Origin of the sequence: Corynebacterium sp. ACRPO, assembly GCF_022347205.1 — a bacterium.
GTDB lineage: Bacteria > Actinomycetota > Actinomycetes > Mycobacteriales > Mycobacteriaceae > Corynebacterium.
Genome location: NZ_JAKRNE010000009.1, coordinates 62,834 through 88,863, shown reverse-complemented (window position 1 = coordinate 88,863; position 26,030 = coordinate 62,834). Strand labels below are relative to the sequence as shown.

Annotated in this window: 24 protein-coding genes and 1 tRNA gene; 8 read left to right on the top strand and 17 right to left on the bottom strand. The window is 60.4% G+C overall.

From position 1 onward, the window contains the following. Positions 1-27 precede the first annotated feature (27 nt). Positions 28-1,647 carry an AbgT family transporter gene (locus tag MHY22_RS07600; protein WP_239278783.1) on the top strand — a complete coding sequence of 540 codons (1,620 nt, stop codon included), beginning with the start codon at positions 28-30 and terminating at the stop codon, positions 1,645-1,647. An 83-nt stretch (positions 1,648-1,730) separates the two neighbouring features. Here MHY22_RS07600 and prfB read toward each other — a convergent pair whose 3' ends face one another. After that, the gene (prfB, locus tag MHY22_RS07595) at positions 1,731-2,834 is read right to left on the bottom strand and encodes a peptide chain release factor 2 (protein WP_239278781.1); all 1,104 of its coding nucleotides are present in this window, start codon (positions 2,832-2,834) and stop codon (positions 1,731-1,733) included. Between the two features lie 60 nt (positions 2,835-2,894). Between prfB and MHY22_RS07590 the strand changes: the two genes are divergently transcribed. Together MHY22_RS07590 and hisN are read left to right on the top strand one after the other, a co-directional pair. After that, entirely contained in the window at positions 2,895-3,731 is an 837-nt protein-coding gene (locus MHY22_RS07590) for an inositol monophosphatase family protein (protein WP_239278780.1), read from the top strand. Continuing rightward, positions 3,724-4,506, top strand: a complete 783-nt coding sequence (gene hisN / locus MHY22_RS07585) for a histidinol-phosphatase (protein WP_239278779.1) — start codon at positions 3,724-3,726, stop codon at positions 4,504-4,506. Before MHY22_RS07590 ends, hisN begins: the two co-directional genes overlap by 8 nt. Here hisN and MHY22_RS07580 read toward each other — a convergent pair. The 4 genes from MHY22_RS07580 to MHY22_RS07565 all read right to left on the bottom strand — a co-directional run bounded on the left by MHY22_RS07580 (position 4,503) and on the right by MHY22_RS07565 (position 8,278). Beyond that, positions 4,503-4,763, bottom strand: coding sequence for a MarR family transcriptional regulator (locus tag MHY22_RS07580; protein WP_239278778.1), 261 nt, complete (start codon positions 4,761-4,763; stop codon positions 4,503-4,505). The genes hisN and MHY22_RS07580 overlap by 4 nt on opposite strands. Further along, positions 4,760-6,682 (bottom strand): ferrous iron transport protein B, encoded by a 1,923-nt coding sequence (gene feoB / locus MHY22_RS07575; RefSeq protein WP_239278777.1) that lies wholly within the window; start codon positions 6,680-6,682, stop codon positions 4,760-4,762. The genes MHY22_RS07580 and feoB overlap by 4 nt, the downstream gene beginning before the upstream one ends. After that, positions 6,682-6,927: a FeoA domain-containing protein gene (locus tag MHY22_RS07570; protein ID WP_225745784.1), complete on the bottom strand. Its 246-nt coding sequence runs from the start codon at positions 6,925-6,927 to the stop codon at positions 6,682-6,684. The genes feoB and MHY22_RS07570 overlap by 1 nt, the downstream gene beginning before the upstream one ends. Positions 6,928-7,189: 262 nt before the next feature. Continuing rightward, positions 7,190-8,278, bottom strand: coding sequence for a S1 family peptidase (locus MHY22_RS07565; RefSeq protein ID WP_239278776.1), 1,089 nt, complete (start codon positions 8,276-8,278; stop codon positions 7,190-7,192). Between the two features lie 149 nt (positions 8,279-8,427). On the opposite strand from MHY22_RS07565, the gene MHY22_RS07560 reads away from it, so the two are divergent. Further along, complete coding sequence (locus MHY22_RS07560; RefSeq protein WP_239278775.1) at positions 8,428-8,871, top strand: DUF1990 family protein; 444 nt, start codon at positions 8,428-8,430, stop codon at positions 8,869-8,871. A gap of 66 nt (positions 8,872-8,937) precedes the next feature. Here the strand turns inward: MHY22_RS07560 and MHY22_RS07555 are convergent, their stop codons facing one another. The 7 genes from MHY22_RS07555 to MHY22_RS07525 form a co-directional block, all read right to left on the bottom strand. Further along, positions 8,938-9,675 carry a kinesin gene (locus MHY22_RS07555; RefSeq protein ID WP_239278774.1) on the bottom strand — a complete coding sequence of 246 codons (738 nt, stop codon included), beginning with the start codon at positions 9,673-9,675 and terminating at the stop codon, positions 8,938-8,940. A gap of 24 nt (positions 9,676-9,699) precedes the next feature. Further along, complete coding sequence (locus MHY22_RS07550; protein WP_239278773.1) at positions 9,700-10,512, bottom strand: ABC transporter ATP-binding protein; 813 nt, start codon at positions 10,510-10,512, stop codon at positions 9,700-9,702. 2 nt (positions 10,513-10,514) lie between these two features. Then, positions 10,515-11,498, bottom strand: a complete 984-nt coding sequence (locus tag MHY22_RS07545; RefSeq protein ID WP_239236405.1) for an iron ABC transporter permease — start codon at positions 11,496-11,498, stop codon at positions 10,515-10,517. Further along, positions 11,488-12,420: an iron ABC transporter permease gene (locus MHY22_RS07540; protein ID WP_255710473.1), complete on the bottom strand. Its 933-nt coding sequence runs from the start codon at positions 12,418-12,420 to the stop codon at positions 11,488-11,490. The genes MHY22_RS07545 and MHY22_RS07540 overlap by 11 nt, the downstream gene beginning before the upstream one ends. Positions 12,421-12,449: 29 nt before the next feature. Continuing rightward, a complete protein-coding gene (locus tag MHY22_RS07535; protein WP_049157735.1) occupies positions 12,450-13,325 on the bottom strand; it encodes an ABC transporter substrate-binding protein in 876 nt (291 codons plus the stop codon). Between the two features lie 151 nt (positions 13,326-13,476). Continuing rightward, positions 13,477-13,553 (bottom strand) — tRNA-Met (locus MHY22_RS07530). Between the two features lie 151 nt (positions 13,554-13,704). After that, positions 13,705-16,662 (bottom strand): UPF0182 family protein, encoded by a 2,958-nt coding sequence (locus tag MHY22_RS07525; protein ID WP_239278797.1) that lies wholly within the window; start codon positions 16,660-16,662, stop codon positions 13,705-13,707. Between the two features lie 123 nt (positions 16,663-16,785). On the opposite strand from MHY22_RS07525, the gene MHY22_RS07520 reads away from it, so the two are divergent. Together MHY22_RS07520 and MHY22_RS07515 are read left to right on the top strand one after the other, a co-directional pair. Next, positions 16,786-17,322, top strand: a complete 537-nt coding sequence (locus MHY22_RS07520) for a PPA1309 family protein (protein ID WP_239278772.1) — start codon at positions 16,786-16,788, stop codon at positions 17,320-17,322. A gap of 46 nt (positions 17,323-17,368) precedes the next feature. Next, positions 17,369-18,040: a beta-N-acetylglucosaminidase gene (locus tag MHY22_RS07515; protein WP_239278771.1), complete on the top strand. Its 672-nt coding sequence runs from the start codon at positions 17,369-17,371 to the stop codon at positions 18,038-18,040. A 5-nt stretch (positions 18,041-18,045) separates the two neighbouring features. Here MHY22_RS07515 and MHY22_RS07510 read toward each other — a convergent pair whose 3' ends face one another. Continuing rightward, positions 18,046-19,110: a PDZ domain-containing protein gene (locus MHY22_RS07510; protein WP_239278770.1), complete on the bottom strand. Its 1,065-nt coding sequence runs from the start codon at positions 19,108-19,110 to the stop codon at positions 18,046-18,048. Between the two features lie 93 nt (positions 19,111-19,203). Between MHY22_RS07510 and MHY22_RS07505 the strand changes: the two genes are divergently transcribed. Further along, a complete protein-coding gene (locus tag MHY22_RS07505; RefSeq protein ID WP_239278769.1) occupies positions 19,204-20,625 on the top strand; it encodes a zinc-dependent metalloprotease in 1,422 nt (473 codons plus the stop codon). Here the strand turns inward: MHY22_RS07505 and MHY22_RS07500 are convergent. Next, positions 20,622-21,143, bottom strand: a complete 522-nt coding sequence (locus MHY22_RS07500) for a M48 family metallopeptidase (protein ID WP_239278768.1) — start codon at positions 21,141-21,143, stop codon at positions 20,622-20,624. The genes MHY22_RS07505 and MHY22_RS07500 overlap by 4 nt on opposite strands. Before the next feature lie 62 nt (positions 21,144-21,205). Here MHY22_RS07500 and MHY22_RS07495 point away from each other — a divergent pair, with 62 nt between their 5' ends. Next, positions 21,206-22,093 carry a hypothetical protein gene (locus tag MHY22_RS07495; RefSeq protein ID WP_239278767.1) on the top strand — a complete coding sequence of 296 codons (888 nt, stop codon included), beginning with the start codon at positions 21,206-21,208 and terminating at the stop codon, positions 22,091-22,093. Here the strand turns inward: MHY22_RS07495 and MHY22_RS07490 are convergent. The 3 genes from MHY22_RS07490 to MHY22_RS07480 are packed head-to-tail and all read right to left on the bottom strand — an operon-like array spanning position 22,071 to position 25,971. Next, a complete protein-coding gene (locus MHY22_RS07490) occupies positions 22,071-24,128 on the bottom strand; it encodes an ATP-dependent DNA helicase UvrD2 (RefSeq protein ID WP_239278766.1) in 2,058 nt (685 codons plus the stop codon). The two genes, MHY22_RS07495 and MHY22_RS07490, sit on opposite strands and share 23 nt — an antisense overlap. Next, positions 24,121-24,852 carry an NAD(+) diphosphatase gene (locus MHY22_RS07485; protein ID WP_239278765.1) on the bottom strand — a complete coding sequence of 244 codons (732 nt, stop codon included), beginning with the start codon at positions 24,850-24,852 and terminating at the stop codon, positions 24,121-24,123. The genes MHY22_RS07490 and MHY22_RS07485 overlap by 8 nt, the downstream gene beginning before the upstream one ends. Further along, positions 24,853-25,971 (bottom strand): TrkA family potassium uptake protein, encoded by a 1,119-nt coding sequence (locus MHY22_RS07480; RefSeq protein ID WP_370658844.1) that lies wholly within the window; start codon positions 25,969-25,971, stop codon positions 24,853-24,855. Positions 25,972-26,030: the final 59 nt, after the last annotated feature.

The window sequence follows — 26,030 nt, the reverse complement described above, 5'->3', positions numbered from 1 at the left end:
ACCCAATCGACAGAAAGTGCCGATACAATGGCCGAAACCGAAACTAAAGAAAAACCACGTTCTGCAAGCGGCTTCCTGGGCACTGTAGAAAAGATTGGCAATAAGCTACCGGATCCATTCTGGCTCTTCGTCATCCTCGCAGCCATCGTCGCTGTGACCTCTTGGCTAGGACACCTCATCGGCATGACCGCAGAGGATCCCAAAACCGGCGAAACCATCGAAGTGGAATCCCTGCTGACCACCGAGAATATCTCGCGCATGGTTACTGATGCAGTGGAGAACTTCACCAGCTTCCCACCGCTCGGCGTCATCCTTGCCGTGATGCTCGGCGTGGCTGTGGCGGAGCAGTCTGGCCTGCTTTCCGCGTTGGTGCGCGCGATGGTGACCAAGGTTAGTGCGAAAATGCTGACCTTCGTTGTGGCGCTGGCCGGTGTGACCGGCTCCGTAGCCTCCGACGCCATCTACGTCATTCTGATTCCGCTGGGCGCAATGGCCTTCCACGCCGTGGGCCGCTCCCCCATCGTGGGCGCGATGGTGGCCTTTGCGGCGTCGTCTGCCGGCTTTAATGCCTCGCTGATTCTGAATATCACCGACCTCCTGCTGGCGGGAATTTCTACCCCGGCCGCACAGTTTGTGGACCCAGAATATGAGGTCAGCCCGCTGGCCAATATCTTCTTTGTCATCCCATCCGCAGTGGTGCTCTCCCTCATCATTACCGCGGTCACGGAATTCCTCATGGTCAAAAAGGCCCGCGAGCTCGTGGACCACGACCACATTAATTATGAAGAGGTGTCTTTTTCCAAGGCCGCCGGTGGGGCCACCGCGGACACAGAAGAGGATGAAGAGTACGACTTCACCGATGATGAAGAGGCGATGCGCATCAAGCCTAACGAGCAGCGTGGTTTGATTGCTTCCGGCATCGCGCTCGTGCTCTTCCTTGCCGCCTTCTTTGCCTTGCTATTTATTCCTGGCTCCCCGCTGGCGAGCCAAGAGGATAGCTTCATGGAGTCGCCGCTCATTAGCGCCATCGCGGTGCCGATTGCCCTGGCTTTCTTGGTATGCGGCATCGTCTACGGCCTGGCAGCTGGCACCGTGAAGTCTTTTGCTGATGTGCCGGAGTTTATGGCCAAGGGCATCGAGACCCTCGTCCCCATGCTGGTCCTCTTCTTCGCGGTGGCACAGTTCCTGGCCTGGTTCGAGTGGTCGAACTTGGGCGTGTGGACTGCGATTAAGGGCTCCGAGCTGCTCCAACACTGGTCCCTGCCGCCGCTGGTCATGTTTGCGGCACTGGTGGCCATGGTCGCGCTGCTTAACCTCTTCATAACCTCCGGTTCCGCCCAGTGGGCGCTGATGGCCCCGGTCATCGTGCCGATGATGATGTATGTGGGCGTCTCGCCTGAGGTTTCCCAGATGCTCTTCCGTATCGGTGACTCTCCGACGAATATCATCACCCCAATGTCGCCCTACTTCGCCTTGGCGTTGACCTTCCTGCAGCGCTATTACAAGCCAGCAGGCGTGGGTACTTTGATGTCACTGGCGCTGCCCTATTCCCTCTGCATGCTCGTGGGTTGGTTCATCTTCTTCGTCATCTGGTATCTCATCGGCATCCCGCTGGGACCGGGCGCGCCGATGGACTACGTGGGTTAAGTCCATAGAGATCAGGCCGAACTGAGGATTTTCTCCCCTCAGTTCGGCCTTTTCGCGTTCAATTCAGCCCGATCAGTATGGACCTAAGCTTGGTCTTCTTGTTGCTGCATGCGCCAGCGGATACCGGATTCAAGGAAGCCATCGATATCGCCATCGAGCACCTTGGAGGGATCGCCCACCTCAAAATTGGTGCGTAAGTCTTTGACCATCTGATACGGGTGCAGCACGTAGGAGCGCATCTGATTGCCCCAAGAGGCGTTGCCACCGGCGCCCAACGCATCGAGCTCGGCTTGTTCCTCTTGGCGCTTGCGCTCCAGTAGCTTTGCCTGCAGCACGCGCATGGCCGAGGCCTTATTTTGAATCTGCGACTTTTCATTCTGGCAGGTCACCACAATGCCGGTGGGAATGTGGGTCAGGCGCACCGCCGAGTCGGTGGTATTGACGGACTGGCCGCCCGGACCAGAAGACCGATAGACGTCGACGCGCACGTCATTATCCGGGATATCGATGTGGTCGGTCTGCTCCACCACCGGCAAAACTTCTACCTCTGCAAAGGAGGTCTGGCGCCGCCCTTGATTATCAAAGGGCGAGATGCGCACTAGGCGGTGCGCACCCTGCTCCACGGAGAGCTGACCGTACATGTATTCACCGTGGACGACAAAGGTCGCGGACTTGATGCCTGCTTCTTCTGCATAGGAGATGTCATAGACGTCAACCTTATGGCCATGCTTTTCCGCCCAGCGCGTGTACATGCGCATGAGCATCTCGGCCCAGTCGGCCGCGTCCACACCGCCGGCACCGGAGCGGATATTGATAACCGCCTCACGCGGGTCATACTCACCAGAAAGCATGGTGGTGACCTCCAGCGATTCGATGGCAGATTCCAGGGAATCAAGCTCATCATCCGCCAGGGAGGTATCGCCCTCTTCTTCCGCGAGTTCGTACATCACGGGCATGTCCTCTAAGCGCCCGCGCAGCGATTCCAGCTTGCGGACCTTGGCCTGCGCTGCGGAAAGCTCGGAAGTAACCTGTTGCGCGTGGGCGGGGTCATCCCACAGGGATGGGTCGCCGGCTTGGGCCTCTAGTTCCCGAATGCGGGCAGCCAAAGCCTCCGGGTCCATGACCTTCTCGATGGTGGTCAGGGTGGTTTCCAATTGCTTGAGCCGTGCTGTTACTTCGGGACGCATAGGCCCCAATCCTACCCACCCGGCCGGCATAATTAGCCATCGGCCGCGTTTAGGGTGACAATGGTGGGCATGGATCAAAAGCCGAGCTTGCAGGAGATGATCGATGCGGTCATCAAGACCTTCATTGTTGCGCACGCGGATGACGGGGATGCGCACCTAGCGCAGGCCCTTGTCTATAACGCCGGCCGCCTGGCCTGGCGCTTGCGCGAGATGGGCGTCGACGTAGAGCAAAAGACTTCTATCTCGGACGTTGTTACGGATGCGGACCGGGCGGCCGAGCGCTTCGTTGCGGGCGTGCTCGAGGCCGTGCGTCCGGAAGACGGCATCCTCGGCGAAGAGGGTGCGGCCCGCGAGTCCCAGTCCGGCCGCACCTGGGTCATTGACCCGGTCGATGGCACCTACAACTTCTCTTCCGGCTCCGACTATTGGTGCTCTGCGCTCGCGCTTACCGACGCCACCGGGATCACCCTCGGCGCCGTCCACCGCCCCGCCATGGGCTATACCTGGTTCGGCGGCCGGGACTACCCCACTTCCCTCGACGGCAAGGAGGTAGCTCGCCTGCAGGAGAAGCCGGCCGAGCAGATTTCACTATCCACGTATCTGCACCCAGCCTCGCTGGCGGATGAGGATATCCGCGGGGCATGGCAGCGCGTGGCGGAAAACTTTGCTACAGTCCGTATGCTCGGTGCCGGTTCTGTTGACCTGTCCTCCGTGGCCGATGGCACATGGGGCGCATGGATGCAGCATTCGGTGGCGGATTGGGATTGGTTCCCCGGCAAAACCCTCGTGGAGGCGGCCGGCGGTGCTGCCCGCAAGGTAGAAGCCGGCGGCGTCGAATGGTGCCTCGCTGGAAATAAACAGGTAGTGGATCAGATGGAGGATTGGCTCCGTGGGTAAGTTCAAAGAAGACTTGGGCCTCGCGCTCGAGCTGGCGGGCCATGCCGATGTAGTGACCATGCATCGTTTCGAGGCCTCGGACCTTTCCGTCAAGGAAAAGCCGGATATGTCTCCCGTATCGGATGCGGATCTCACCTGTGAGAAGCATATCCGCGAAGCCCTCAAGCGCTCCCGCCCGCGCGATGAAGTGCTGGGTGAGGAATACGGCGGCGAGGCCTGCTATAAGGGCCGCCAGTGGGTCATCGATCCCATCGACGGAACCAAGAACTTCGTGCGTGGCGTCCCCGTATGGGCCACGCTCATCTCCCTTTTGGAAGATGGCGAACCGGTAGTCTCGGTGGTTTCCGCACCCGCCCTGCGCCGCCGTTGGTACGCCGCCAAGGGCGCTGGTGCCTTCCGCGTTTTCGGCGGCGAGCCAAAGCGCTTGGGCGTATCCCACGTGGAAAAGCTCGCCGACTCTTCGCTGGCCATGAGCTCGCTTACCGGATGGGCCGAACGCGGCCTGCGCGATCAGTTCCTCGCGCTCACGGACAAGACCTGGCGCCTGCGCGGCTATGGTGATTTCTGGTCCTACTGCCTCGTGGCCGAAGGCGCGGTAGACATCGCCGCCGAACCCGAGGTGTCCTTGTGGGACCTCGCCGCGCCCTCCCTCATCGTGACCGAGGCCGGCGGCACTTTCACGGATCTGGACGGAAACCCCGGCCCGCACGGTGGATCCGGCGTCGCCTCCAACGGCCTGCTCCACAAGCACGCCCTAGCCGCGCTGCAAGGCTAGAAATGTCTCCGCAGCTGAAGTAACACCGGACCGCGGCGCTTCGCCGCCGCTCCGGAACACCCACCCGCCTGCGCGCAACTGCCGCAGCCGCCCGTGGGGCACGAGGTGAGCGATTCGCGCACCAGCTCCGCACTGCGCTCGAGATGGGCGAGGATAATTTCCACGGTGCCCTGCCCTAACCCAGTAGCTTTTGCAATCTCGACCGGGTTGGATTTTCCCTGTTTAATGGCCTCCTTAACCTTCTCCGTGGGGCTCATAGGAAGACCTTGAGGACCTGGAATACTCCCACCGCGAGGATCCAGGCGGTGGCGAGCTGAAGGGCGAAACCTATGAGCGTCCATTTCCAGCCTATTTCCCGCCGCTGCGCGGCCACCGTGGCCACGCACGGGGTATAGGCCAGCAGGAATACCATGTACGCCCATACTGCCGCTAGCCCATGCCCGCCAGAGGCCGCATCAAAATCAGCGCGAATGTGGCTGGCCAGCGGAGATTCGGCCTGCTCTTCTGGGGCATCATCAGTGACGTCTTCTACCGCATACGTCTGAGCCCAAGTGGAAATGAGCGTCTCCTTCGCCACGAACCCGGTGACAAGCGGCCCGGTGAGGGACCAAGAATCAAACCCAGCAGGTGCAAAGACCGGGGACATCGCTTTAGACACCGCACCGTAGGCGGAATCTTGCGGCGGTACCGCCTCTTCGTTGAAGGAGTGCCCACCAGTGACCGGAATAGACATCAACAACCAGATGACCACGACCGTAGCCACAATGATGCCTCCGGCGGTGTGCAAAAATCCTTTGAGCCTTACCCACATGACCGACACGGTGAGTTTAAACGTAGGTAACTGATAAGCCGGAAGGTCGATAACGAGGGCTTCGGACGGCATGGCCCGCCACACCGTGCGGCGCAAGGCGAGGCCTACCAACACCACCAGTGCGATAGACAGCAGGTACATCGCGAATACCGCAGAACCAGCATGAGCGGGGAAAAACACCTGCGCCAGCATCATGAACACGATGAGCCGGGCCGAACAGGAGGTGAAGGGGATAAGCAGGCAAGTGAGGATGCGATGGCGGACGTCGCCAAGCACGCGGGTTGCCGAAATCGCCGGCACATTGCAGCCATAGCCCACCACAATGGGGATAAAGGCCTTGCCCGGCAGGCCAATAGCGCGCATAACGCGGTCAGTGACCACCGCCGCGCGCGCCATATAACCGGAATCCTCCAGCACGGCTAGACACAGGAACATCAGGGCCAACAGCGGCGCGAAGGTCAGCACCATGCCCACACCACCGATGAGCCCATCTACCAGCAGGCCCGTTACCAGCCAATGGTCCGGGAGGATGCTGCGCGCTGCATCGGATACAGGGCCAGCAATGAACGCCTCCAATCCGTCCTGCAGCGGCCCTGCGACCGCAGTGGTGATAAAGAAGACGGCCCACATCACCGCCAGGAATAGAATCGGCCCGAGCACTGGGTGCAATACCAAGCGGTCTACGCGCCGGCTAAGTGGCTCCCCCACATTTTCATGGCTGACTGCAACTTTCTCGGCCGCATCCAAATCCGCAAAGCGTTGGTCCACGTCGGCGTTGGGCCGGATAGTCTGTGGCTCCGTCTGCATTGCTTTTGCAACGGCGCCCTCCAGCGCATCGAGGTTTTCTCGGCGGCGACCATTGACGCTGACCACTGGCATGCCCACGACGCGCGATAGCGCGGAGGTATCGATGCTTATGCCCTGCTGCTTGGCGACGTCCTCTTTGGTCACCCCCACCACCACTCGATACGGGTATTCCGCAATTTGGAATGCGAGGTTAAGCCCTCGCGCCGGCGCAGTGGCATCCACCAACACCACAACCACATCTGGGCGCTCACACGGCGGGCACTCAACGAGCATATCTCGGGTGAATTCCTCGTCCGGACTCATTGGATCCAAGGAATAAGCACCGGGCAGATCGATGATGTCGAAGGCCTCTGGCCGCGCATTCCACAAACCACGGCTGACTTCTACGGAGGTACCCGGCCAGTTGCCGGTCTGGACCTTCGCTCCGGTCAACGCGTTGAACAAGGTAGATTTGCCGGAATTTGGAGCCCCGACCAAGGCGAGGACCGGCGTTCCCTCCGCGGCGATACGCATGGAGGAGGTGGAGTGGCAGCTTGGCGCTGCGGTTTTGCGTGCCATTATGCCGCCACCGGGATGACTTCCAGCTGGCCGAGCGTAGCTGCATCCACCGCGTACCGGGCGGTACCCACGGTGACCAGGCGCGCCCCGCCGGCCACCTTGCGTCCGATCTGCACGCGCACCCCTGGGCGGAAACCCAGTTCACGCATACGCAGCGCCAACGCCGGCTGCGACTCAATCGCATGCCGCAGGCAGCATTCAGGTAGTTCTACCAATGCGTCCACTGGGGCTTGATCGGCACGCATACATTCGGACCTTTCGCAGGTCTGCTGGGTACGGGTGCGGGACGACAAGGACAGCTGAAACATCGCGCGGTTACCTCGGTTCTCTCGGTCCGGCTCACGCCGGTGTTCTTAGCCACACCTAAGTAGCTTCTAGATAAGCCTAACCTTAGTCCGCAAAAGTGTTTCACACAAGCGCCGATTAGTTGTGATTATCAGCACTAGACAGAGACATAAAAGTGCCCGCTCCCAGTACATCGGGAGCGGGCAAAAAGCAGGGACGAGGTTAGTCCTCAGGCAATGTAAAACCAGCACCGACGCCACCGCGGCGGTTCATATCCGCCAAGACCGCATCCATGGTGTTTGCGGCGGTCGGGTTATGCACCGGACCCTGCAATGGGGTACGGCACGGGAAATTCACCGGCAGGAAACCACCGGTAATCGAGCCAACTAGGCGGCCATTGACCAACAATGGAGCGCCGGAATCGCCCATCATGGCACATACTTGGTTAACCTGAATCTTCTTTGCCTGCTGATAGGTCATGCCGCAGGTCTTGCCGGTAGCGACCCCCTGCTTGCACACCTGCTGACCCGGCTTTACGCCGCCGCCCAACTCATTGACGGTCACGCCATTGTAGGAGCGGGACACCTTGGCCTTAGAGCCGAACTCGATAACGGCGTAATCCAAGTCCTCATTCTTGGACACCACGGTGCCCGTCGGGCCAATCTGCTCCGAATCGGCGGAGGTGACCGAATCCCCCACATTGCCGCAGTGCGCGGCGGTGAGCCCAACCTTGCGGCCAGCATTATCGTTGCCCGCCACGGTCAGCGTGCACATCATCTGTTCATTGACATAAACCGGAGTGCCTGGGCCATAGAGGGACTCCCCCTCATTCATGGCTGCAACAGATTCTTCTGGAATGCGTGGGGCATCAAAGAAGGAGCCCGGCACGCGGTGCAGCACGTAGTCAGCCTGTGGCTTGCCCGCAGCTACCTTGGAAAATCCATCATTTTTCCACTTGTAATTCGGATTGGTGCCCTTAGGTTTAAATTCCGGCTGGGTGGCCTGCTCCGCTAGGCCGATGGGATTCGGGTTGGTCATCGGCTCCGCGTACTGTGCCTGCTGCGCCGTGTGCTGCACGGCTTGCTGCGCGTTGCGCACAGAGGAATCTACGGCGTCGGTGACGTTCTTATCCACCTGCGGGGTTTGGATACCAACCCCCGCCAGGCCATCTCGGACCTGGTTAATAATCCCTGCGGAGTCGAAATCCGGTTGGGGCAATTCCTGGGCGCCTGCGGCCGGGGATCCCAGGAAAAACGCACCAGCGAAAGCCGAGCCCACCAGGACTTTCTTAAGGTGCGGAATGCGAAGCATCAAGGTACCTACTTTCAGTTGTCAACATCGTGCAAGCTCGATACTGGCACGAAAAAATTGTGGAATCAGCAAACTCCTGTGACTGTGTCCAAGCCGTTATATTTCTTCCAGAATTCGGGGGTAATCACCCCTCCCCTATCATTGGGCGCATGGTCACACCGCTGTCTTATTCCGATACCTCTGGCTTCCCGCAGCTGCACATGTCACGAGTCATCGACGCTGATTTTGATACCGCCGCACACCGGCTATTCCGCTGGTCAATCCAACGCAGCGGCCTTTTCCGCGTGCGCCCCACCCATGAGGTGGTGAAGCTCGGCGCGGAGGTCACCATGGGCCTTGGCCCATGGGATTTTCGCTGCCGCGTGGTCGATGTCTTCCACGAAGACGGCCGCTGCGGGTTCACCTACGGCACCCTTCCCGGACACCTCGAGCGCGGCGTAGAAACCTTTACCCTTGAGCGCCTGCGCGACGGTCGCACCCTGCTGCTTATCGACGCCGCTTCCGAGCCCTTCCTCCCCTTCCTGCGCCCACTCGTGGACGTGCCAAGGCGCCTGCTGATTAGCCGACTCTATCTTCGCGCCTTGGACGATTAGCAGGATTGCATACACGACAAAAGCCGCCTCCCCGAACCCGGGAAAGCGGCTCAATCTCAGCGCTGGTTAGTTCTTGCGCTTGTCCTCAATAGACTCGCGAGCATCGCGGACAGCGCCCTTGACGCGGTCAAAGAAGCCGCCCTTCTTCGTGGACTCCTCTTGGTACTCGTGTGCCTTGTCCTCCACGAAGCCCTTAGCGCGCTGGAAAGCACCGCCGACGGCGCTACCGGCCTCGGATGCCTTGCCCTTTAGCTGATCCAGGCGCTCAGAGGACTGCTGTCCATTGACGTTGTCCTGGTTCGGCGCAGTAGCAACATGCTCTTCGTTTGCTTCGCCTACGATGTGCCGGCTTGGCGCGTAGTCCGAGTTATCCTCGTCCAGCTTCTCCTGCAGGTCCGGATGCTGCGGGGCGGAGCCGATGTGCTCTTCTTGTGCCCCGCCTACGATGTGCTGGCTCGGGGCGTAGTCAGAGTTATCCTCGTCCAGCTTCTCCTGCAGATCTGGCTGCTGCGGAGCGGAGCCTACATGCTCTTCGTCGGCACCAGCGACTACGTGGTTTTGCGGCTCATACTTGCTGGCGGTGGATTCTGCATTATCCGCAGCCTGCTTGCCTACCGGCGTGGATAGGCCGGCAGCGCCCGCGGCGCCTGCCGCTGCAGCCCCTGCACCCGCTGCAGCCGCTGCAGCCGCGCCGGACTGAGCGGAGGCGCCAGACTTAGCTGCCGAAGATACGGTGTCTTCAGACGCCAGGTACTTGTATTCGTTGCGGTCCAAGTCGACTTCGTGGCCTAGGTTATTCGCCATTGCTACGTACTCCTTTAAATAGATTTATCTTCTCCCTTCTAGGGTTCCAGAAAGTTCAGGAGCGTGCACGGAAATGGGTATGGGAAAGCGTCGACCGGTGGATGGATCAGTCATCTCTAAACACTCAACATAGAAGGTTTCGCGTACGAGTTCAGCGGTCATTACCTCCTCGGTAGGCCCTTCGGCCACAATGCGTCCCTCACGCATGGCTACGATTCGATCGGCATAACGCGCGGCATGGACCATATCGTGGACCACCATGACCACTGTGGTCCCAGCGCCATTGAGGTCTCGAATCAGATCCAAAATGGACAATTGGTGCGCGGGGTCGAGGTAAGTAGTTGGCTCATCAAGCAAGGTAATTGGTGTTTCTTGGGCCAAGGTCATGGCGAGGAAGACGCGCTGGCGCTGACCACCGGAAAGATCTGCCGCGGGGGCGTCGAGAAGCGCGCTCACCCCAGCACGCGAGGCAGCACGCTCAACCGCTGCATGATCTCCGGCCCGCATCGTCGCTAGCGCCCCTGTATAGGGATAGCGGCCGTAACCGATGACGTCACGCACTAATACCCCTTCCGGAGCCACGGGATGTTGTGGCAGAAAAGAAACTTCACGGGCAAAGGCACGCGAGGAATACTTGCTGATATTTTGGCCCGAGAGGTACACCGCGCCTGCGCTGGGCGTAAGCTGGCGGCCCAATGTCTTGAGAAGCGTCGACTTGCCGCAGCCATTCGGCCCGATCAGAGCGGTTACTTGACCACTGGATAAGTGAAGATTTACATCCTTGACCACATCGGGGCCACCGTAGCCCACGGTTAATTCGCTACACGTCAGGGTCATGTCTAGCCTCCGTTTCGCACTCGGGTCAGCCGAGTCAATAGGAAAATGAAATACGGTGCACCGATCAGCGCGATGAGCGCGCCAACGGGGAGTTCCGTGGGGGCGAAGGCCCAGCGACCGAGCGTATCGCATGCGGTCACAAGGACCGCGCCGCCCAGGGCCGCCACGGGTATTTGCCGGCGCAGGTTCGCGCCAACAACCAAGCGAGCAGCATGTGGGACGATGAGTCCGGCGAAGCCCAAGACCCCGGCCGCGGCGACTCCCGCGGCGCCGAGGATGACGGCTAATGCTACTGCTATTAGGCGCAACATCTTGGTGCTCACGCCGATGCCGGCCATGGTCGAGTCATCCAGCGCGAGCATATCCAGGTGTCTTGCCACCACCATCGAGACGGTTAGGGCGAGAAGGATAAAGGGGGCGACAATGGTGGCATCGCCAAGCGAGCGGGCGTAAAGCGAACCTTTCAACCATGTCATGGCCGCTCCTGCCTCTGGGGCGGCCCGCACCAAGAGCAATTCGGTGATGGCGCCCAGCCCAAAGGATACCGCCACCCCGGTAAGCGGCAGGCGCACCGGATCACTTGCCCCGCGTCCGGCGAGGAGAAGAACCAGCCCAGTTCCAGCCAACGCTCCAATAAAGGCTATGAAAGTCAGCAGGTGGGCCGGCAGGGCGCCTGATCCCATGAGTACCGCAACGGCCGCGAGTCCGCCGCCGGAGGTAATACCCACCGTATCTGGTGCGGCCAAAGGATTGCGTAGCGCGGACTGCAATAGACAGCCAGAGACGGCCATGGCAATACCAGCGCAGATTCCCACCAAGATCCGCGGGGCGCGGTACTTCCAGATGAGCGGCTCTCCGGTAACGAAGGCGGTGATCACCTCGCCCGGCGGTTTCATCACCGCACCGACGCCCATGCCGATGATTGCGCTCAACGCCAACGCCAGGATGAGTCCTACTAGCACCCCAACAAATCTCTTATGCCGCATGCTTCCTCCTCCCCAGCGCATGGACGGCCCACAACACTAATGGCATGCCAGCCAAAGAAGTCACGATGCCCACTGGGGTCTCGGCTGGCGCCCAGATTGCCTGGCCAACCGAATCGGCCACCAAAAGCACCGCTGCTCCAACAATTCCAGCCACGCACAGCCCCATGCGGTGGTGTGAGCCGCACACCCGCCACGCTACGGCCGCGGCCATCAACCCCAAGAAGCCAATCGGCCCAGTTGCAGCTACGGCCGGAGCAATAAGCACTACCGCCGCCACAATGGCTGCCAACCGAATGCGCTCCGGCTTCGCGCCGACAGCACCAGCCACGGCATCGCCTGCTACGAGCAAGTCCAGCGTTTTTGCACCGACTAAGGTCAAGGGAACCACGACCAGCACGGCAATCAGCGCCGGTATGATACCGCTTAGGCGCACACCGGCAAGCCGACCAGAAAGCCATGACATCACCGTAGCCAGTTGAGCTTCATCTATCACCAAGAAAATGGAGGTCAAGGCGCTACACAGCGCGGAAACGGCAACGCCAACAAGCACCATGCGCTGAATGGCACCGCTCTTACCGACGCCCACCGTCACCCCCACAGCAATCCCCGCACCCAACAGCGCACCGGGCAACTGGTCAACACTCGAGGTTTCGCTTCCTATAAACATTGCTGTTGCGACTGCGCCGAGTGCCGCACCGGAGTTCACACCAGTGATGGACGGATCGGCTAGCGGATTCGCAGTTGCCGTCCGCAGCAATAACCCGCCTACCCCTAATGCGATACCGACGACCGTGGTGGCAAGGAGACGGTCAAAGGCCACGCTATGCAGCTCTTCTTCCAGCCACGGGGTATCAGCTGGCACCTGAACATGGCGAAGCCGCCACCACCACACGAAGGCGACGGCAGCGGTTGCAAGGACCAGGCAGGCGCTGGTTTTAGTTCGAGGTGCCACTACTCTTCAGCGGCGATGATGTCATCGAGCATATGCTCGGCGGAAAGCGGCCCGCGGGCGCGCGACCAGATATCTTGGTCCACCTCTACGATGTCGCCGCTACCCTTGGCATAGGGCGTCTTTTTAAACGCATCGACGTCCTTGTACATAAAGACTAGGTCAGCCTTCATACCAGGGAGCTTATCGCCGGTCAGTTCCGCTACATCAGTCTTAGATTCGATGGATGACTTCTCACCTTCGAAGGCATAGTCATAGCCCACCTCACTTAGTAGCGACTGGGGGAAGGAAGGGTTGACCCAGGTATAGAGCATCTCACTGGACCAGCCAGCCACGACCGCACGGCTCCCCGGCTTTACCGCATCCTTGGTATGAGCAATCTTGTCCTCGATGCGCTGACGGACTTCTTTGGCCTTTTCCTCTTTACCTAGCTTGGCCGCGATCTCATCCATCGAGTCCAGCACGTCCAAGTAAGTCTCATCTGGGTAGGATTCGGTCTGCCCAATCTCTTCCAACTGCGGCATGATATCGGCTTGACGGGTAGGGCTAGCCAGGATCAGATCCGGCTCCAAGGACTGGATAACCTCTAGATTCGGCTGCTTGGCCTGGCCCACAGAGGTCGCCTGACCCAGCTGCCCTTTCAAAGTGGTCGGTGCCTCCGACTTACCGATTTCCACGATTCCCACTGGGTCCACATCGAGGGCCTTGAGAATTTCCTCGTAGCGCCAATCAAGCGCCACAACTCGCTCGATCTTCTTTTCTCCGTTTCCTTCCTTAGAAGAAGAATCAGAAGAACACGCAACAAGGCCTGCGCCTAGGGCTAGAGTGGCTACGAGTGCGATAACTGCACGCACATTCATGAAGTCTTTCTTTTGCATAGGCTTACCTTACCTAGGTAAGGGTTTGCTGTCTAGAGCCTGATTGCTACTTTCCCGCTACAGACCATGTCGCCGCACGTTCACTAGATTCCGCCCAGTAAGCAAAAATAAAAAATGGCCCTCACCGGCAAACCGATGAGGGCCTGGAAGTTGGTAGCGGGGGCAGGATTCGAACCTACGACCTCTGGGTTATGAGCCCAGCGAGCTACCGAGCTGCTCCACCCCGCGTCGAGATGACTTCCATCATCTGCGCTTGAACAGTGCGTTAACACAAAGTGTATTCGCTCTGTCCTGGCGACTCATGTAACTATACATAGGGAAAGGCACCTACCCAAATCCGCTGGGCAGGTGCCTAATCCATCGCGGTTATAAGCCGGAACTACTTCTCCGTCGACTGGTAGGACTCGACTGCCTTGTCGAGCTCATCCAAGGCGCGTCCGTATTCCTCGAAGGATCCATCGCGTGCATCCTCAAGGCCCTTCAAAGCCTTGTTGATGTCATCGATGGCGCCGGCCTGGTCGGAAGAGGAAGGCGCAGAGGCCGGGGCCGAAGGCTTGTCCTCCTTGGCATCCTTCTTATTCTTGTCGTCCTTGGCGCCATCCTTGTCCTCGGAATCGCCCTCGACTTCCTCAATGTTTTGGGCAGCCTTGGCATCGATTCCAACTTGTTCAAGCGCATCACCAATAGTCGGAGCGTAGCCTACGCGGCCCTTATAGGACACGAGCACGCGCAACAGCTTCGGGAAGGCAGAGGCCTGGTCCTTGCGCTGCGAGTAGATCGGCTCGAGGTACAGGATTTCGCCGCCACCTACTGGCAGGGCTAGCAGGTTGCCATTGTGCAGGTCGTTGGTGCCCTCCCACAGGGTGCGGTCGCGGGCGACCTGGTCGGAGGACATCATCGCATCCTGGGCCTGCTTCGGACCCTGGGTCTGTGTATTGGTGGGCAGCACGCGCACGGTGATATCGCCGTAGTTTTCCGGTTCGGAGGATACGGCCATGTGCGCAGACAAGAACTCGCGGTTGAGGCCACGATAGGACGTGGTTAGCTGGAAGGTCGGCTTGCCGGTCTTCGGATCTGCGGCCATTACGTAGTACGGCGGCTGATTGAGCTGGCGGGATTCCTCCGCAGTGGGGTCATTCGGCACGGACCAGAAAGCATCGTTATTGAAGAAGACGTTCGGGTCATCCACGTGATAGCGGGCCAACAGGTCACGCTGCACCTTGAACATATCCTCCGGGTAGCGGAAGTGCTCGCGCAGCTCATCGGAGATCTCCGCCTCAGGCTTAACGACGTCCGGGAAGACGCCCTGCCAGGCCTTCAGCACCGGGTCATTCTTGTCGAACTCGTACAGGTCCACAGTGCCGTCATAGGCATCGACGGTGGCCTTGACCGAGTTGCGGATATAGCCGACCTTGTCATTGACCAAGCGCTGGGTGGTGCCATCGGGATTGAGGGTGTCCTGGGTGGCGTCGGAAAGCGAGGCACGCTGGGAGTAAGGCAGGGACTCCAAGGTGGTATAGCCATCCACAATCCACTTCAGGTGGCCATCAACCACGGCCGGGTAGGTAGCAGAATCGGTGGTCAGCCACGGAGCAACCTTTTCCACGCGTTCGCGCGGGTCGCGGTCATACAGCAGCTTCGATTCGCTGCCGACGCGATCCGAGAGCAGGAAATTCAGCTCACGGTACTTGGCGGCGTACATGGTGCGGTCAAAGATATTGCCAATGTCAACGCCGCCCTTGCCGTCATAGGTGTAGGTGGAGCTATCGGTGTCATACTCGACCGGATTATCGCCGGTCTGGCCGGTGATCGCGTAGTCCATTCCGTCGGCCGCGCCGGCAATGACCGGGCCGTAGTAAATGCGCGGCTGGTCTACCTTAATGCCAAGGGACTTCTCTGCGTCCTGGGTCTCGCCTTCGCCCTCAGACTCGCCGGCCTGGGTCTGTAGGTCAGACACGGTAAAGATGGGGAAGCCACCGCGGGCAGAACCTGCATCGCGAGCTACCTCGTCGACCTTATTGGCCTGCGCTGCCACAAAACCGTTGCCGTGGGTGTAGACGGTGTGGCGGTTAATCCAGTCCGACTGGTTCTCCCGCAGCTCGTTCGGATCCAGCTCGCGAGCGGCGACGACGAAGTCGCGCTTCTTGCCGTCGATCTTGTAGCGGTCCATCGACAACGTCTCTGGGAAACCATAGAAGTTCTTCAGCTGCTGCATCTGAGTAAAGGTAGGAGAAAGGATCTCCGGATCCAGCAGGCGGAGGTTATTGATGGTGGCGTTATCAGAGGCCACCTTGTCATCGGAGACATCATCTCCGCCCCAGTTGTCTTCATAGGTGACGTGTTCATCCGTGAGCCCATAGGCATAGCGGGTGGCCTCGATATTGCGGGCGATGGATTCTTCTTCCTTTGCCTGGCGGTTGGGCTGTACGGAGAAGCGTTCCATCAGCAGCGGCCATGCTTGGCCGATGACCAGCGAGGACAGCAGCATCAGCACCACGGCTAGGCCGGGGATGCGCAGGTCCTTGATGACAACGGCCATAAACAGGGCCACGGCCACGAAGATGCCAATGATCATCAAGATGATCTTCGCCGGCAGATAAGCGTGAATATCGGTATAGGAACCACCGGTAAAGAGGTCGTGCTGGGTATTAAGCAGCTCATAGCGCTCCAGCCAGTAGCCGATGACTTGGACTACCATCCACAGGCCGGCGGTAATAGCCAGCTGCAGACGAGCGGGGTGGGAGATGGAGCCGCGCACACCGGCGGCCTTATTGCCAATGCGGATGCCGCCCAGCACGTAGTGGCCAAAAAGCGCGATGAGGAAGGCCAGGATCAACAAGATGGACAGGGTGCTAACCACCATCTTGAGAACTGGCAACGTGAAGGCATAAAAACCTAGGTCGTGGTGGAACTGGGCGTCTTGTTCGCCGAATTCCTGGCCGTTGAGGAAGAGCAGTACCGTGCGCCAATTGGACTGGCCGATGAAACCGGCGATGACGCCCACGACGGCGGGGATGACCTTGAAGAAGACGCCCATGGACTTCTCAATGGACTTGCGGTACTGATACACCGGCGAGTTCAGGTCTCCCAAGTCGAGCGAATCCGGGCGCCCGCGCCAGGCAAAGTAGCCGGCGGCCCACACCACTGCAGCTGCGACCAGGCCAAAGATGATAAAGAGGACTATCCGCGCAATAATCGCGGTGGTGAAGACGTTCCGGTATTCAATCGCACCAAACCACCTCCAATCCGTGTACATGCCCACGAGCATGGGGCCGAAGAACAAGAGGACGGCAATGATGGCCGCAATGATTGTCGCGACCCGCGGGGGCCGCTTCAACGGGGCGGCTGGTGTGGATGACCCAAAGGACAACGCCAGCTCCAATCAAATAGTGCGAATTTAAAACCTGTAGACTTCTTCCAGCTTAAGGAAGCAATACACAGATAACGAATAAGGATGTTCATGAGTTCCCCCGAATTATCACAGCCAGCTTTAAACCGCGCGATGACCGAAGCCGTGGAATTCGTCCACGCCGAAGGCTGGGACGCTCGGCCCACCATCTTCGCGCTGGTTCCCACCCACTTGGTAGCCGATCAGCTTGCCGCGCTCGATGAAGAGGATGCCGCGCCGCTTACCCTCATCGTGCAAGATAATGTGCCCGAAAACATCGAGCCTGGTTCGGAGCAGCTGGCCGATTATGTCTCCCGCCTGGCCTGGCCGCGGGAGGTTGCCGGCGTCATCTTGGCCCAAGAGATTAAATTCCGCGATACCTCCAGCGAGGACTCCTCCCCTCGCCCGGCGCGCCTTTATTCCGGTGCGCTGCGCGAGGAAGGCATCGAAACCACGTTGCTGCAGCTGCGCCCCACCGAAGAAGAGCTGGAAGCGGCCGGACCGTTCGCGGAAGATGACATCCAGCTGCGCGGCGGTCCCCAGGTGGCTCCGGGGGTCATTGCGGCCTTGCGCTATGGGCTGAACCAAGACCCGGATGAGCTAGATTAGACTGAAGTGACAATTCTCGCCTGCGACTAAGGAGCATTTTCCTACCGTGCGACGCACTACTCTCACTCGCCTGACCGCCACCCGCGCCACCGCAGCAGCGCTACTGCTGGGTGTAGGCGTGAGCACTGCCGCTTGTTCCTCGGACGATGCCGCGCCTGCCGACGCCCCCGTGGAGACCTCCCCTGCCGACGCCGAGTCCACCACCCCTGCGGCGGATACCGCTGAGGAAACCAGCTCCGCCTCTAGCTTCTCTTCCACCGTTGAGTCCAGCGCGGAATCGAGCGCGGCGGAGAGCTCGGGGGTGTCTGAGGGGGCGTCGGCAAGCAAGGAACCCGGCAGCGAAAAATTGGAGAAGTCGGTGGCCAAAGCCTATGACATCTTTGCTCCGGTAGCGCCCAAGGAGCTCTTCGCGCACTTCGACCGCTGCGATTCCACGGGCGGGGACGATTCCTATAACTGCTCTGGGCCGAAGGTAGGCCAGTTCCAGTTCTTCCGCTCGCACTCCAAGGCGAAGCAAACCACGCAGGTGCTTACCGAGCTGCGCAGCTCGCAGGTCATTGAGGATGACGGCGACCGCGTCGTAGGCTGGTCCACCTTGGGAACCACCGCGGTCATTACCGTAGTGGACAATAAAGAAGGCATGGTCATGCAGCAGATGATCTCCTCCGACCAAGAAGACCCAGAAGAGAAGATCAAGGAGCTGGGCCTAGCTAAGTAGGCTGGCTACTGGCAGGTTTTAATATCCTTGCCGTCCGCGAAGTTCTTCATCGTCGACACGGCTTCATCCAAGGTGGAAACTTCCGCGATGGGCATATCGCCATGGTCGCTCGCGGCGGCCTCGGAGCAATTATCCTTCGGCGCGAGGAAGAGCTCCGCTCCGGCCTCATGCGCCGCGGCGATTTTATGTTGGATGCCGCCAATGGGGCCTACTTTGCCATCTTCCTGAATAGTGCCCGTACCGGCCACGAACTTGCCGCCGGTGAGGTCTTCCTCGTTGAGCTTATCGATGACCGCCAGGGTAAACATCATGCCGGCGGAGGGACCGCCAATATCCTGCAGGTTGTATTTGACCTTAATATCGTCTTGCGGGACCGAGAGCATGGCGATGCCCAGCATTGCCTGCCCCTTCTGCTGGGGGTTCTCCCCTAGCTCTATTTCTTCTTCTTGCTTCTTGCCGCCGCGCTTGACTGTCAGCGTGGCCTTATCGCCAGGGCTTTTCTGCTTGATGACGTCTTGGACCTCGCCTGGCTCCGAGACCTCCTTGCCGTCTACTGCGGTAAGGACATCGTCCTTTTTCAGCGCGCCCTGCGCCGCGCCCTCATCCATGACTTCCGCGATGGTGATCTTCACCGGCAGGTGCAGGTAATCCATTGCCGCGACGGTTGCGGCAGACTCGGACTGGGTAAAGGCCTGCTTATTGGACTCTTCTACCTCTTTATCGCTCATGTTCTGCGGAATGACGGTATCGATGGGCACGATGGTGTCATCGGTCATCATCCAGCGGCCTAGCGCCTGCGCCAGGGTCATATTGGTGCGCACAGAGACCGTGGTCATGTTGAGGTGGCCGTCGGTGTCATAGGTTTTCGGCGCCTGGACATCGACGACCTGAGTGCCGTCGACCTCCCCCAACGTGTCCACCGTGGGACCTGGCCCCTCAGCGGCATAAGGCACGGTCAAAGACACATCAGTGCCAGGGATATGGTCAAGCGATACCAACGCACCGGTGAGGACGACGGGGATGGCACCCCAAGCAATGGTGCGGACGCGACGGCTAGCAGGAGAATTCACGGATCAATACCCTACAACCTTTGCCGTAGTGTTCGCTGTCAGCGTAGCGGGGATCATGGAAAGTAGCCGGACGGTGCCGGTAGATTAGGACGCATGAGCAACGGATTCGGTTTTTCTTTCCCCAATAACGATGACGACGATAATGACGGACGTCGTGACCAGAACCCGTTCGGCGCATTCGGCGGCGCTAATGGTGGCGGCCTGGGTGACATGCTGAACCAGTTCGGTCAGATGCTGTCCGGCATGGGCTCTTCCATGAACTCGCCGGAAAACTCCGGCCCAGTCAATTACGACATGGCTAAGCGCATCGCCCTGCAGCAGATCTCGCAGTCCAAGGCGGTAAGCGCGGACGATACCAAGGCAGTGGAGGAATCCGTCCGCTTGGCGGAGCTCTGGCTTGATGACGCCACCTATTTGCCCACCGCCTCCGGCACGGCCAAGGCTTGGGATTCCAAGCAGTGGTTGGAAGAGACCATGCCGGCGTGGCAGCGCATGGTCACCCCGGTGGCAGAGCACATGAATGATGCTCAGCTGGACTCCATGCCGGAAGAGGCCCGCGAGATGATGGGCCCCATGACCAAGATGATGAACCAGATGTCTGGCATGAACTTTGGCATGCAGCTTGGCCACGCCTTGGGCGATTTGGCCTCCCAGGCGCTGACCGGCTCCGATTTCGGCCTGCCCATCGCCCCAGCCAATACTGTGGCACTATTGCCACAGACCATCCAGAAGGTCGCCCGCGAGCTTAATGTTCCTGGCCAGGAAGTGCTGGTTTATATTGCCGCCCGCGAGGCTGCCCGCCAGCGCCTGTTCAAGCACGTGCCCTGGCTGGTAGAGCGCATCGTCTCCTCCGTGGAGGAATATGCCATCGGCCTGGTTATTGATACCTCCCACCTGGAGGAAGTCACCCGCGAGCTCAACCTCGAGTCCGGCGATCCACAGGCAATCCAGGACGCGATGAGCAAATTGCAGGGCATGGACCTCTCCCCGCGCATTACCTCCAAGAACACTGCGGCCGCATCCCGCCTCGAGACCCTGTTGGCGCTGGTGGAAGGCTGGGCCGAGCACGTCGTTACTGAGGCACTGGGCGAGCGCATCCCGTCGACCTCGAAGCTGACCCAGGCATGGGCACACCGCCGCAGCACCGGCGGTTCCGCCGAGAACGCCTTCAGCAAGGTGGTCGGCATAGAGCTTAATGCCCCGAAGGTCTCTGAGGCCGCTGAGCTATGGCGCCGCGCCACCGTCGCCGTGGGTGCGGAAAAGCGCGATAAGGCCTGGGATCACCCAGACTTCCTGCCCACTGCAGAGCACCTCGATAACCCGGCCGCCTTTATCGATTCCCTGCTGGACGAAGGCCCAGATGAGGGCTTTGAAGAAGAGTTTGCCAAGCTGGAGGAGATGCTGAAGAACGGCGAGGATTCCTCTGCTGCGCAGGATGACGAGTCCAAGGAGTCCGAGGAGCCGGAAGGCAAGGACGAGAAGAAGGACAAGGGCAACGAGGACGAGGAGAACTAACAGCCCCAGCGCTGATAGGCCTCAAGATAGCCCTTCGCCCGCTCGGCGTGGGGCGCCCTGTCCGCCCACTGCCAAAAATCCCGCCCATGGCGCGGAATGAAGGTGTGGGTGAGCTCGTGAATGATTACTGAATCCAGCACATAGTCCGGCACGTGTTGCAGCCGGTCGCTCAGCCGAATATCCGCGGTGGAGGTAGTACAGCTACCCCACCGCGTATTTTGATTACTCACCCACCGAATAGAGCCGATGGTCGCACGACCATCTAAATACGCCGCGTTGAGCCGCCGCGCACGTTCCTCGAGCTGGGCGTCCGTGCGGCGCCCGCTGCCCTGCTTCTTTTCCACCCGCGCCAACATGTCCGCGACTGCTTCGCGCTCATCGCGCGCGGACATCCACGCGGGAATGCGTACCTCGAGCACCCCGGATACCATGCGCGCCTGCACGGTTTTCTTCCGCTTGGCAGAGCGAATGACTTTGACCTCTGGGGGCTGCGGTGCGGTTGGCTGCGTGCTCGACATGACAGGTGATTGTACCTGTGGTGCAATGGAGACCACATACTTCGGGGGAAGGGGTTAAAGGCGTGGGGATTTCTGCCACCCAGGTGGTCTTAGCACCCGGCAGCGCAGTGTTTTGCCGCGAGGAAACGGTGATCCAATTTGGCATGGATGCCACCCGCGTTGGGGTTGCGGAAACAGGAAGCGCGCTCGCCGTCGCGACGGCTTTCAACACCGCTCGCGAGCCAATTTCCCCAGAAGAACTGTCTGACCGGCTGCGGTCAGCAGGATTAGAAGAGGCGGCGGCGCAGAGCCTGATTGAAGACGCACTGGACTATGGCATCCTCTGGCCGCACAGGGAGGCCGCCGAAAAGACAGACACCATTGTCCTCATGGGAGAATCCACCCTGGCGCACAGCCTTCGCGCGCGCCTAGAGGAGGACGGCTTCCAAGTGCGCATACCGCTGGAGGAGGACAATGCCTTTTCCTATATCCACGACCTCGACGGCATGTATCCGGTCCTCGCCGTGGACCAGCTGCACTGCCCGCTGGATTGCGCGAATGCACTGGCGGGCACAGCAACCACGTGGGTTCCGGTATCTTTGCTGGACAATCGTGGCGTCATCGGACCGGTTCGTATCCGCGGCCAAGGCCCCTGCCCCTTGTGTGCGCACTTGGCCCGCGTTGATATGGACCCGCTTTGGAATATCATCAGCACCCAGCTCACCCGCGTGCGCCGCACGCCAGAAGCCGTGGTGCTCGATGCGGTTGCGGCGCATACGCAGGTGATCATCCGGCGGCTGATGGGGCGCTCGCTGCCGCCGGGCGCGCCAACCGCTAAGCCGCGCCCCGGGCAGCAATGGGAGATCGATGTCTACGGACACCACCAACAGCGCACCGTCATAGCGCATCCACGCTGCCCCGTATGCTTCGGCGGCAAGACCAACCTGGCTAGCTACGAACCGAACGAATAACCTCTAGCACCTGGGCACCGTAGCGCTCCAGTTTGCTCGGGCCTACGCCGGAGATGGAGAGCATCTCTGCCTCATCGGAGGGCAATTCCTCCGAAATCGCCTGCAGGGTGGCATCAGAAAAGATGACATAAGCCGGCACCTTTTCCTCACGCGCAACCTGGGAGCGCCACGAGCGCAAAGCGGCAAAGACCTCTTCATCGCCGCCGCTTTCACAATCTTCATGGCGGCCGATGACCTTTTCCGCCGGTGTTCCCAGCGGACCGGAGCACACGCGGCACCGCTTCGGGCGGCGCGAGCGAGCCCCACCGCCGGAAACATCCTCGGCCGCCGGAACGATGCCATCGAGGAAGCGGGTACGCTCGCGCGAGGCACGCGAGCCGGTAGTCTTCGCCAGCGCCCACGACAGCGCGAGGTGCTCACGGGCGCGGGTAATGCCGACGTAAAACAGGCGGCGCTCCTCTTCTATCTGTTCGTCGCCAGCCTTGATGGCGTGGTTGATGGGCATGAGCTTTTCCGTTAGCCCCACGAGAAATACCGCGTCCCATTCCAAGCCTTTGGCGGCGTGGACGGTAGCCAGCGTCACGCCTTCCATAGCTGGGGCCTGCTTATCGGTGGAGCGCCGGCGCAACTCCCCCAGCACCCCGTTGAGATCGATGCCAGGAGTGGATTCCACAATCTTTTCAATGAGCCCAACCAGTGCGTTGAGGGACTGCCAGCGCTCGCGGGCCTGGGCGCCCTGCGGCTCGGTGGAACTCAATCCCAACTCGACAAACGCAGCCCGGGCAATCGCCACTGGGTCATCCGGCAGGTCCTCGCGGCGGGTCGCGGCGATGAGCACGCGAATAGCCTCCAGGATCTCCGGGCGGCGGAAAAAGCCTTCGCCGCCGCGGACTTGGTAGACCACTCCGGCGTCAGCAAGCGCCTGCTCAAACTGCTCCGACTGGGCATTGATGCGGTAAAGGATGGCAATCTCGGAGGCCGGCACGCCCTGGTCCAGCAGGGTAAGGACTTGGCCCGCCACCTCCTGGGCCTCAATCTCTTCGGACTCATAGGCCTTGAAGGTGGGCTCGGGGCCGGGCTCGCGCATGCCTTGCAGCTCCAAGCGCGTGCCCGCCGCGCGGCCGGTGGCCTTGCCAATGACCCGGTTGGCCAGGTCAGTTACCTGCGGCGTGGAGCGATAGTCTCGCTGCAGCTTGACCACGGTGCCATCCGGGTAGGTGCGGGAGAAATTGAGCAGGTAGTCCGGGGAGGCGCCGTTGAAGGAATAGATGGTCTGGTTAGCATCGCCCACCACGGTGAGGTCATCGCGCTCTCCCAACCACGCGTTGAGCACCCGCTGCTGCAGCGGGGTAACATCCTGGTACTCATCGACGACAAAGGTGCGGTACTGCTCGCGGAAGGTCTCCGCAATCGCCGGCACATTCTCGATGGCACCCGCGATGTGCATGAGCAGGTCATCGAAATCCAGATGCATCATGTCCGGCGTGGCCTTGGACTGCTCGTAGCGGCGGAAGGCCTCTGCCACCTTGGCCGGATCGGCCGGCGCACTGCGGTCCGTATTCTCGATCACGGACTCATAATCCTCGGCGCTGACCAGCGCGGACTTAGCCCACTCGATCTCCGCCAGGACGTCTCGAATCATGTCCTTGGAATTATCCAGCCCCACCGAGCGCACCGCGCGGGCAACCAGTGGGAATTTATTATCCAGCAGCTGCCACGGAAGGTCTCCTGCTACCTGCGGCCAGAAATACTTCAACTGGCGGCGCGCGGCCGCGTGGAAAGTCTGCGCCTGCACGCCGGCCACGCCCATGGTGCGCAGGCGATCGCGCATTTCTCCGGCCGCTCGTGCCGTGAAGGTCACCGCAAGCACGCGCTGCGGGCTCACAAAGCCTTGGTCGACCAAGTTGGCAATGCGATAGGTAATAGTGCGGGTCTTGCCCGTACCCGCGCCGGCCAAGATGCACACGGGCCCGCGCGGCGCCGTGGCCGCACGCAGCTGATCTTCATCCAGCAGGGACAAATCCGGCTTAGTCACCGTGATACCACTCCATAATCATCGTGTGTGCAATTGAACCCGGACGAGGAAGCGTAAGCTCAGGCAGCTCGGCGCGCTCCACCCACCGGATTTCTTCCAATTCCCCATCAGTATGGCAGGTGGGGTGGACATCAGCCGTGCGCGCGCAAAAGCCCAGCATAAGGGAGCCGCTCGGTGGCCACGCCTGCGAGCCCCAATAGCGAATATCCTCCACCCTGCGCCCGGTTTCTTCTAAGGCCTCGCGCGCAAAAGCAGCCTCTGCGGTCTCGCCCGGCTCAACATAGCCGGCAATCAGGGAGAAAAAGCTATTGCGGCGGCGATTGCGCGCCAGCAAAATCCGGTCGGTGTCGCTGAGGCGAATAAGCCCGATGACGGCAGGATCTAGGCGTGGGAAAACCATTCGGCGCTCGTCCACAGGATCGCGCCCCACGATTCCCGGTGCTGGGTAGTCCAGCTTGCGGCCGGTGCGCGGATCAAAGCACTGCTCGCGCCGATTGCGGATCAGTGCAATAGCTTGCAAAATCACCGGCCGGTCCGCAAAGAACGTCGCGCTTTCTAGCCGGCCCAGCTCGCTGGCACCGTCTTCCGGATACGCGCACGCCTGCAGGGCACCTAGGTCCACTACTGCGTGCTTGCCGACGCCCCCGGGAACCTTCTCCACCAGCACCGGCTCCCCCGCTGCTGTAACCGGTACTTGGCCGTTATGGGTTACTGGGAGGAACATTTAATCCTCGTCATCATCGTCCATGACCTCGATGGGTTGCTCCATCTCATGCTTGATGTAGAGCAGGCGGTCGCCCGGCTTCAGCGCGGAGGCATCCGCAGTATCCACGCGGTGCAGCTCGTTATTGCGTAGGACAGCCAGCACGATATCTGCCAGGTGGCGTGGGTTGGAGCCCACCTCGAATTCGCGCACGGCGCGCTCGGCTACGGAGAAACCCTCGTTGGGTGAGAGCAGGTCTTCCATCATCTCCACCACCGTCGGGGTGACGGTGGCCAGGCCTAGCAGTCGGCCGGCCGTCTCAGCGGAGGTGACCACGGAATCTGCACCGGATTGGAGCAACAGGTGACGGTTTTCGGACTCGCGCACCGACGCCACGATCTTGGCCTTGGGCGCAAGCTCTCGCACGGAAAGGCAACACAGCACCGCGGTATCGTCCGTGGATGGGGTAACGACGATGGAGCTGGCATGCTCTACCCCAGCGATCTTCAGCACATCCTGCTTGGTGCCGGACCCAAAGATGGTGACCAGCCCGTGGTGCTCGGCGTGGGCGAGGGACGCACGGTTGGTATCGATGACCACGATCTGGGAGGACGGAACATCATCGGCCAGCAGCGCGGCCACGGCTCCGGCGCCCTTGGTGCCATATCCGATAACGACGGTGTGGTTACGCAATTGCTTTCTCCAGTTCTGGATTTGGAAAGTACGGCGGGCCTTATCCGTCAGCACGGACAAGGTCGCGCCAACCAATAAAACAAGGAAGATCAGGCGGGCGGGGGTAATAAGCGTTAAGTTAATAAACCTGGCCTGCGGGGACACGGGCACGATATCGCCGTAGCCCACGGTAGTCAGCGACACCGCCGCATAGTAGGCGGAGTCCAATAACGACATGTCCTCGCTATACCCACCGCCGTCTAAATAGACCACGACGGTCACGAAGACAACGATGCCCAAAGCCCACAGCACACGCTTGCCCAACTGACGCCACGGGCTGGAGTTTTCATCCCTCGGCACCGTAATGACATCAATGAGCGCGTGGTCCGGCTGCGAGGACAGCTCGACCTGCGGCAAGAAGCGACTTCTAAAGCGTGACTTCATTGCCTGCGCACGTTTTTTGGCCACTAGTCCAGCCTTCTTTTCTGGTCTCGAATGGTTACTCAAGAGATTGCGCGCTTACGCAA

Excerpts from the sequence above, each read along its gene's own strand:
- MHY22_RS07600 (WP_239278783.1), top strand. The coding sequence starts at position 28 with ATGGCCGAAACCGAAACTAAAGAAAAACCACGTTCTGCAAGCGGCTTC.
- prfB (WP_239278781.1), bottom strand. The coding sequence starts at position 2,834 with ATGCGTCCCGAAGTAACAGCACGGCTCAAGCAATTGGAAACCACCCTG.
- MHY22_RS07590 (WP_239278780.1), top strand. The coding sequence starts at position 2,895 with ATGGTGGGCATGGATCAAAAGCCGAGCTTGCAGGAGATGATCGATGCG.
- MHY22_RS07580 (WP_239278778.1), bottom strand. The coding sequence starts at position 4,763 with ATGAGCCCCACGGAGAAGGTTAAGGAGGCCATTAAACAGGGAAAATCC.
- feoB (WP_239278777.1), bottom strand. The coding sequence starts at position 6,682 with ATGGCACGCAAAACCGCAGCGCCAAGCTGCCACTCCACCTCCTCCATG.
- MHY22_RS07570 (WP_225745784.1), bottom strand. The coding sequence starts at position 6,927 with ATGCGTGCCGATCAAGCCCCAGTGGACGCATTGGTAGAACTACCTGAA.
- MHY22_RS07565 (WP_239278776.1), bottom strand. The coding sequence starts at position 8,278 with ATGCTTCGCATTCCGCACCTTAAGAAAGTCCTGGTGGGCTCGGCTTTC.
- MHY22_RS07560 (WP_239278775.1), top strand. The coding sequence starts at position 8,428 with ATGGTCACACCGCTGTCTTATTCCGATACCTCTGGCTTCCCGCAGCTG.
- MHY22_RS07555 (WP_239278774.1), bottom strand. The coding sequence starts at position 9,675 with ATGGCGAATAACCTAGGCCACGAAGTCGACTTGGACCGCAACGAATAC.
- MHY22_RS07550 (WP_239278773.1), bottom strand. The coding sequence starts at position 10,512 with ATGACCCTGACGTGTAGCGAATTAACCGTGGGCTACGGTGGCCCCGAT.
- MHY22_RS07545 (WP_239236405.1), bottom strand. The coding sequence starts at position 11,498 with ATGCGGCATAAGAGATTTGTTGGGGTGCTAGTAGGACTCATCCTGGCG.
- MHY22_RS07535 (WP_049157735.1), bottom strand. The coding sequence starts at position 13,325 with ATGCAAAAGAAAGACTTCATGAATGTGCGTGCAGTTATCGCACTCGTA.
- MHY22_RS07520 (WP_239278772.1), top strand. The coding sequence starts at position 16,786 with ATGAGTTCCCCCGAATTATCACAGCCAGCTTTAAACCGCGCGATGACC.
- MHY22_RS07505 (WP_239278769.1), top strand. The coding sequence starts at position 19,204 with ATGAGCAACGGATTCGGTTTTTCTTTCCCCAATAACGATGACGACGAT.
- MHY22_RS07500 (WP_239278768.1), bottom strand. The coding sequence starts at position 21,143 with ATGTCGAGCACGCAGCCAACCGCACCGCAGCCCCCAGAGGTCAAAGTC.
- MHY22_RS07485 (WP_239278765.1), bottom strand. The coding sequence starts at position 24,852 with ATGTTCCTCCCAGTAACCCATAACGGCCAAGTACCGGTTACAGCAGCG.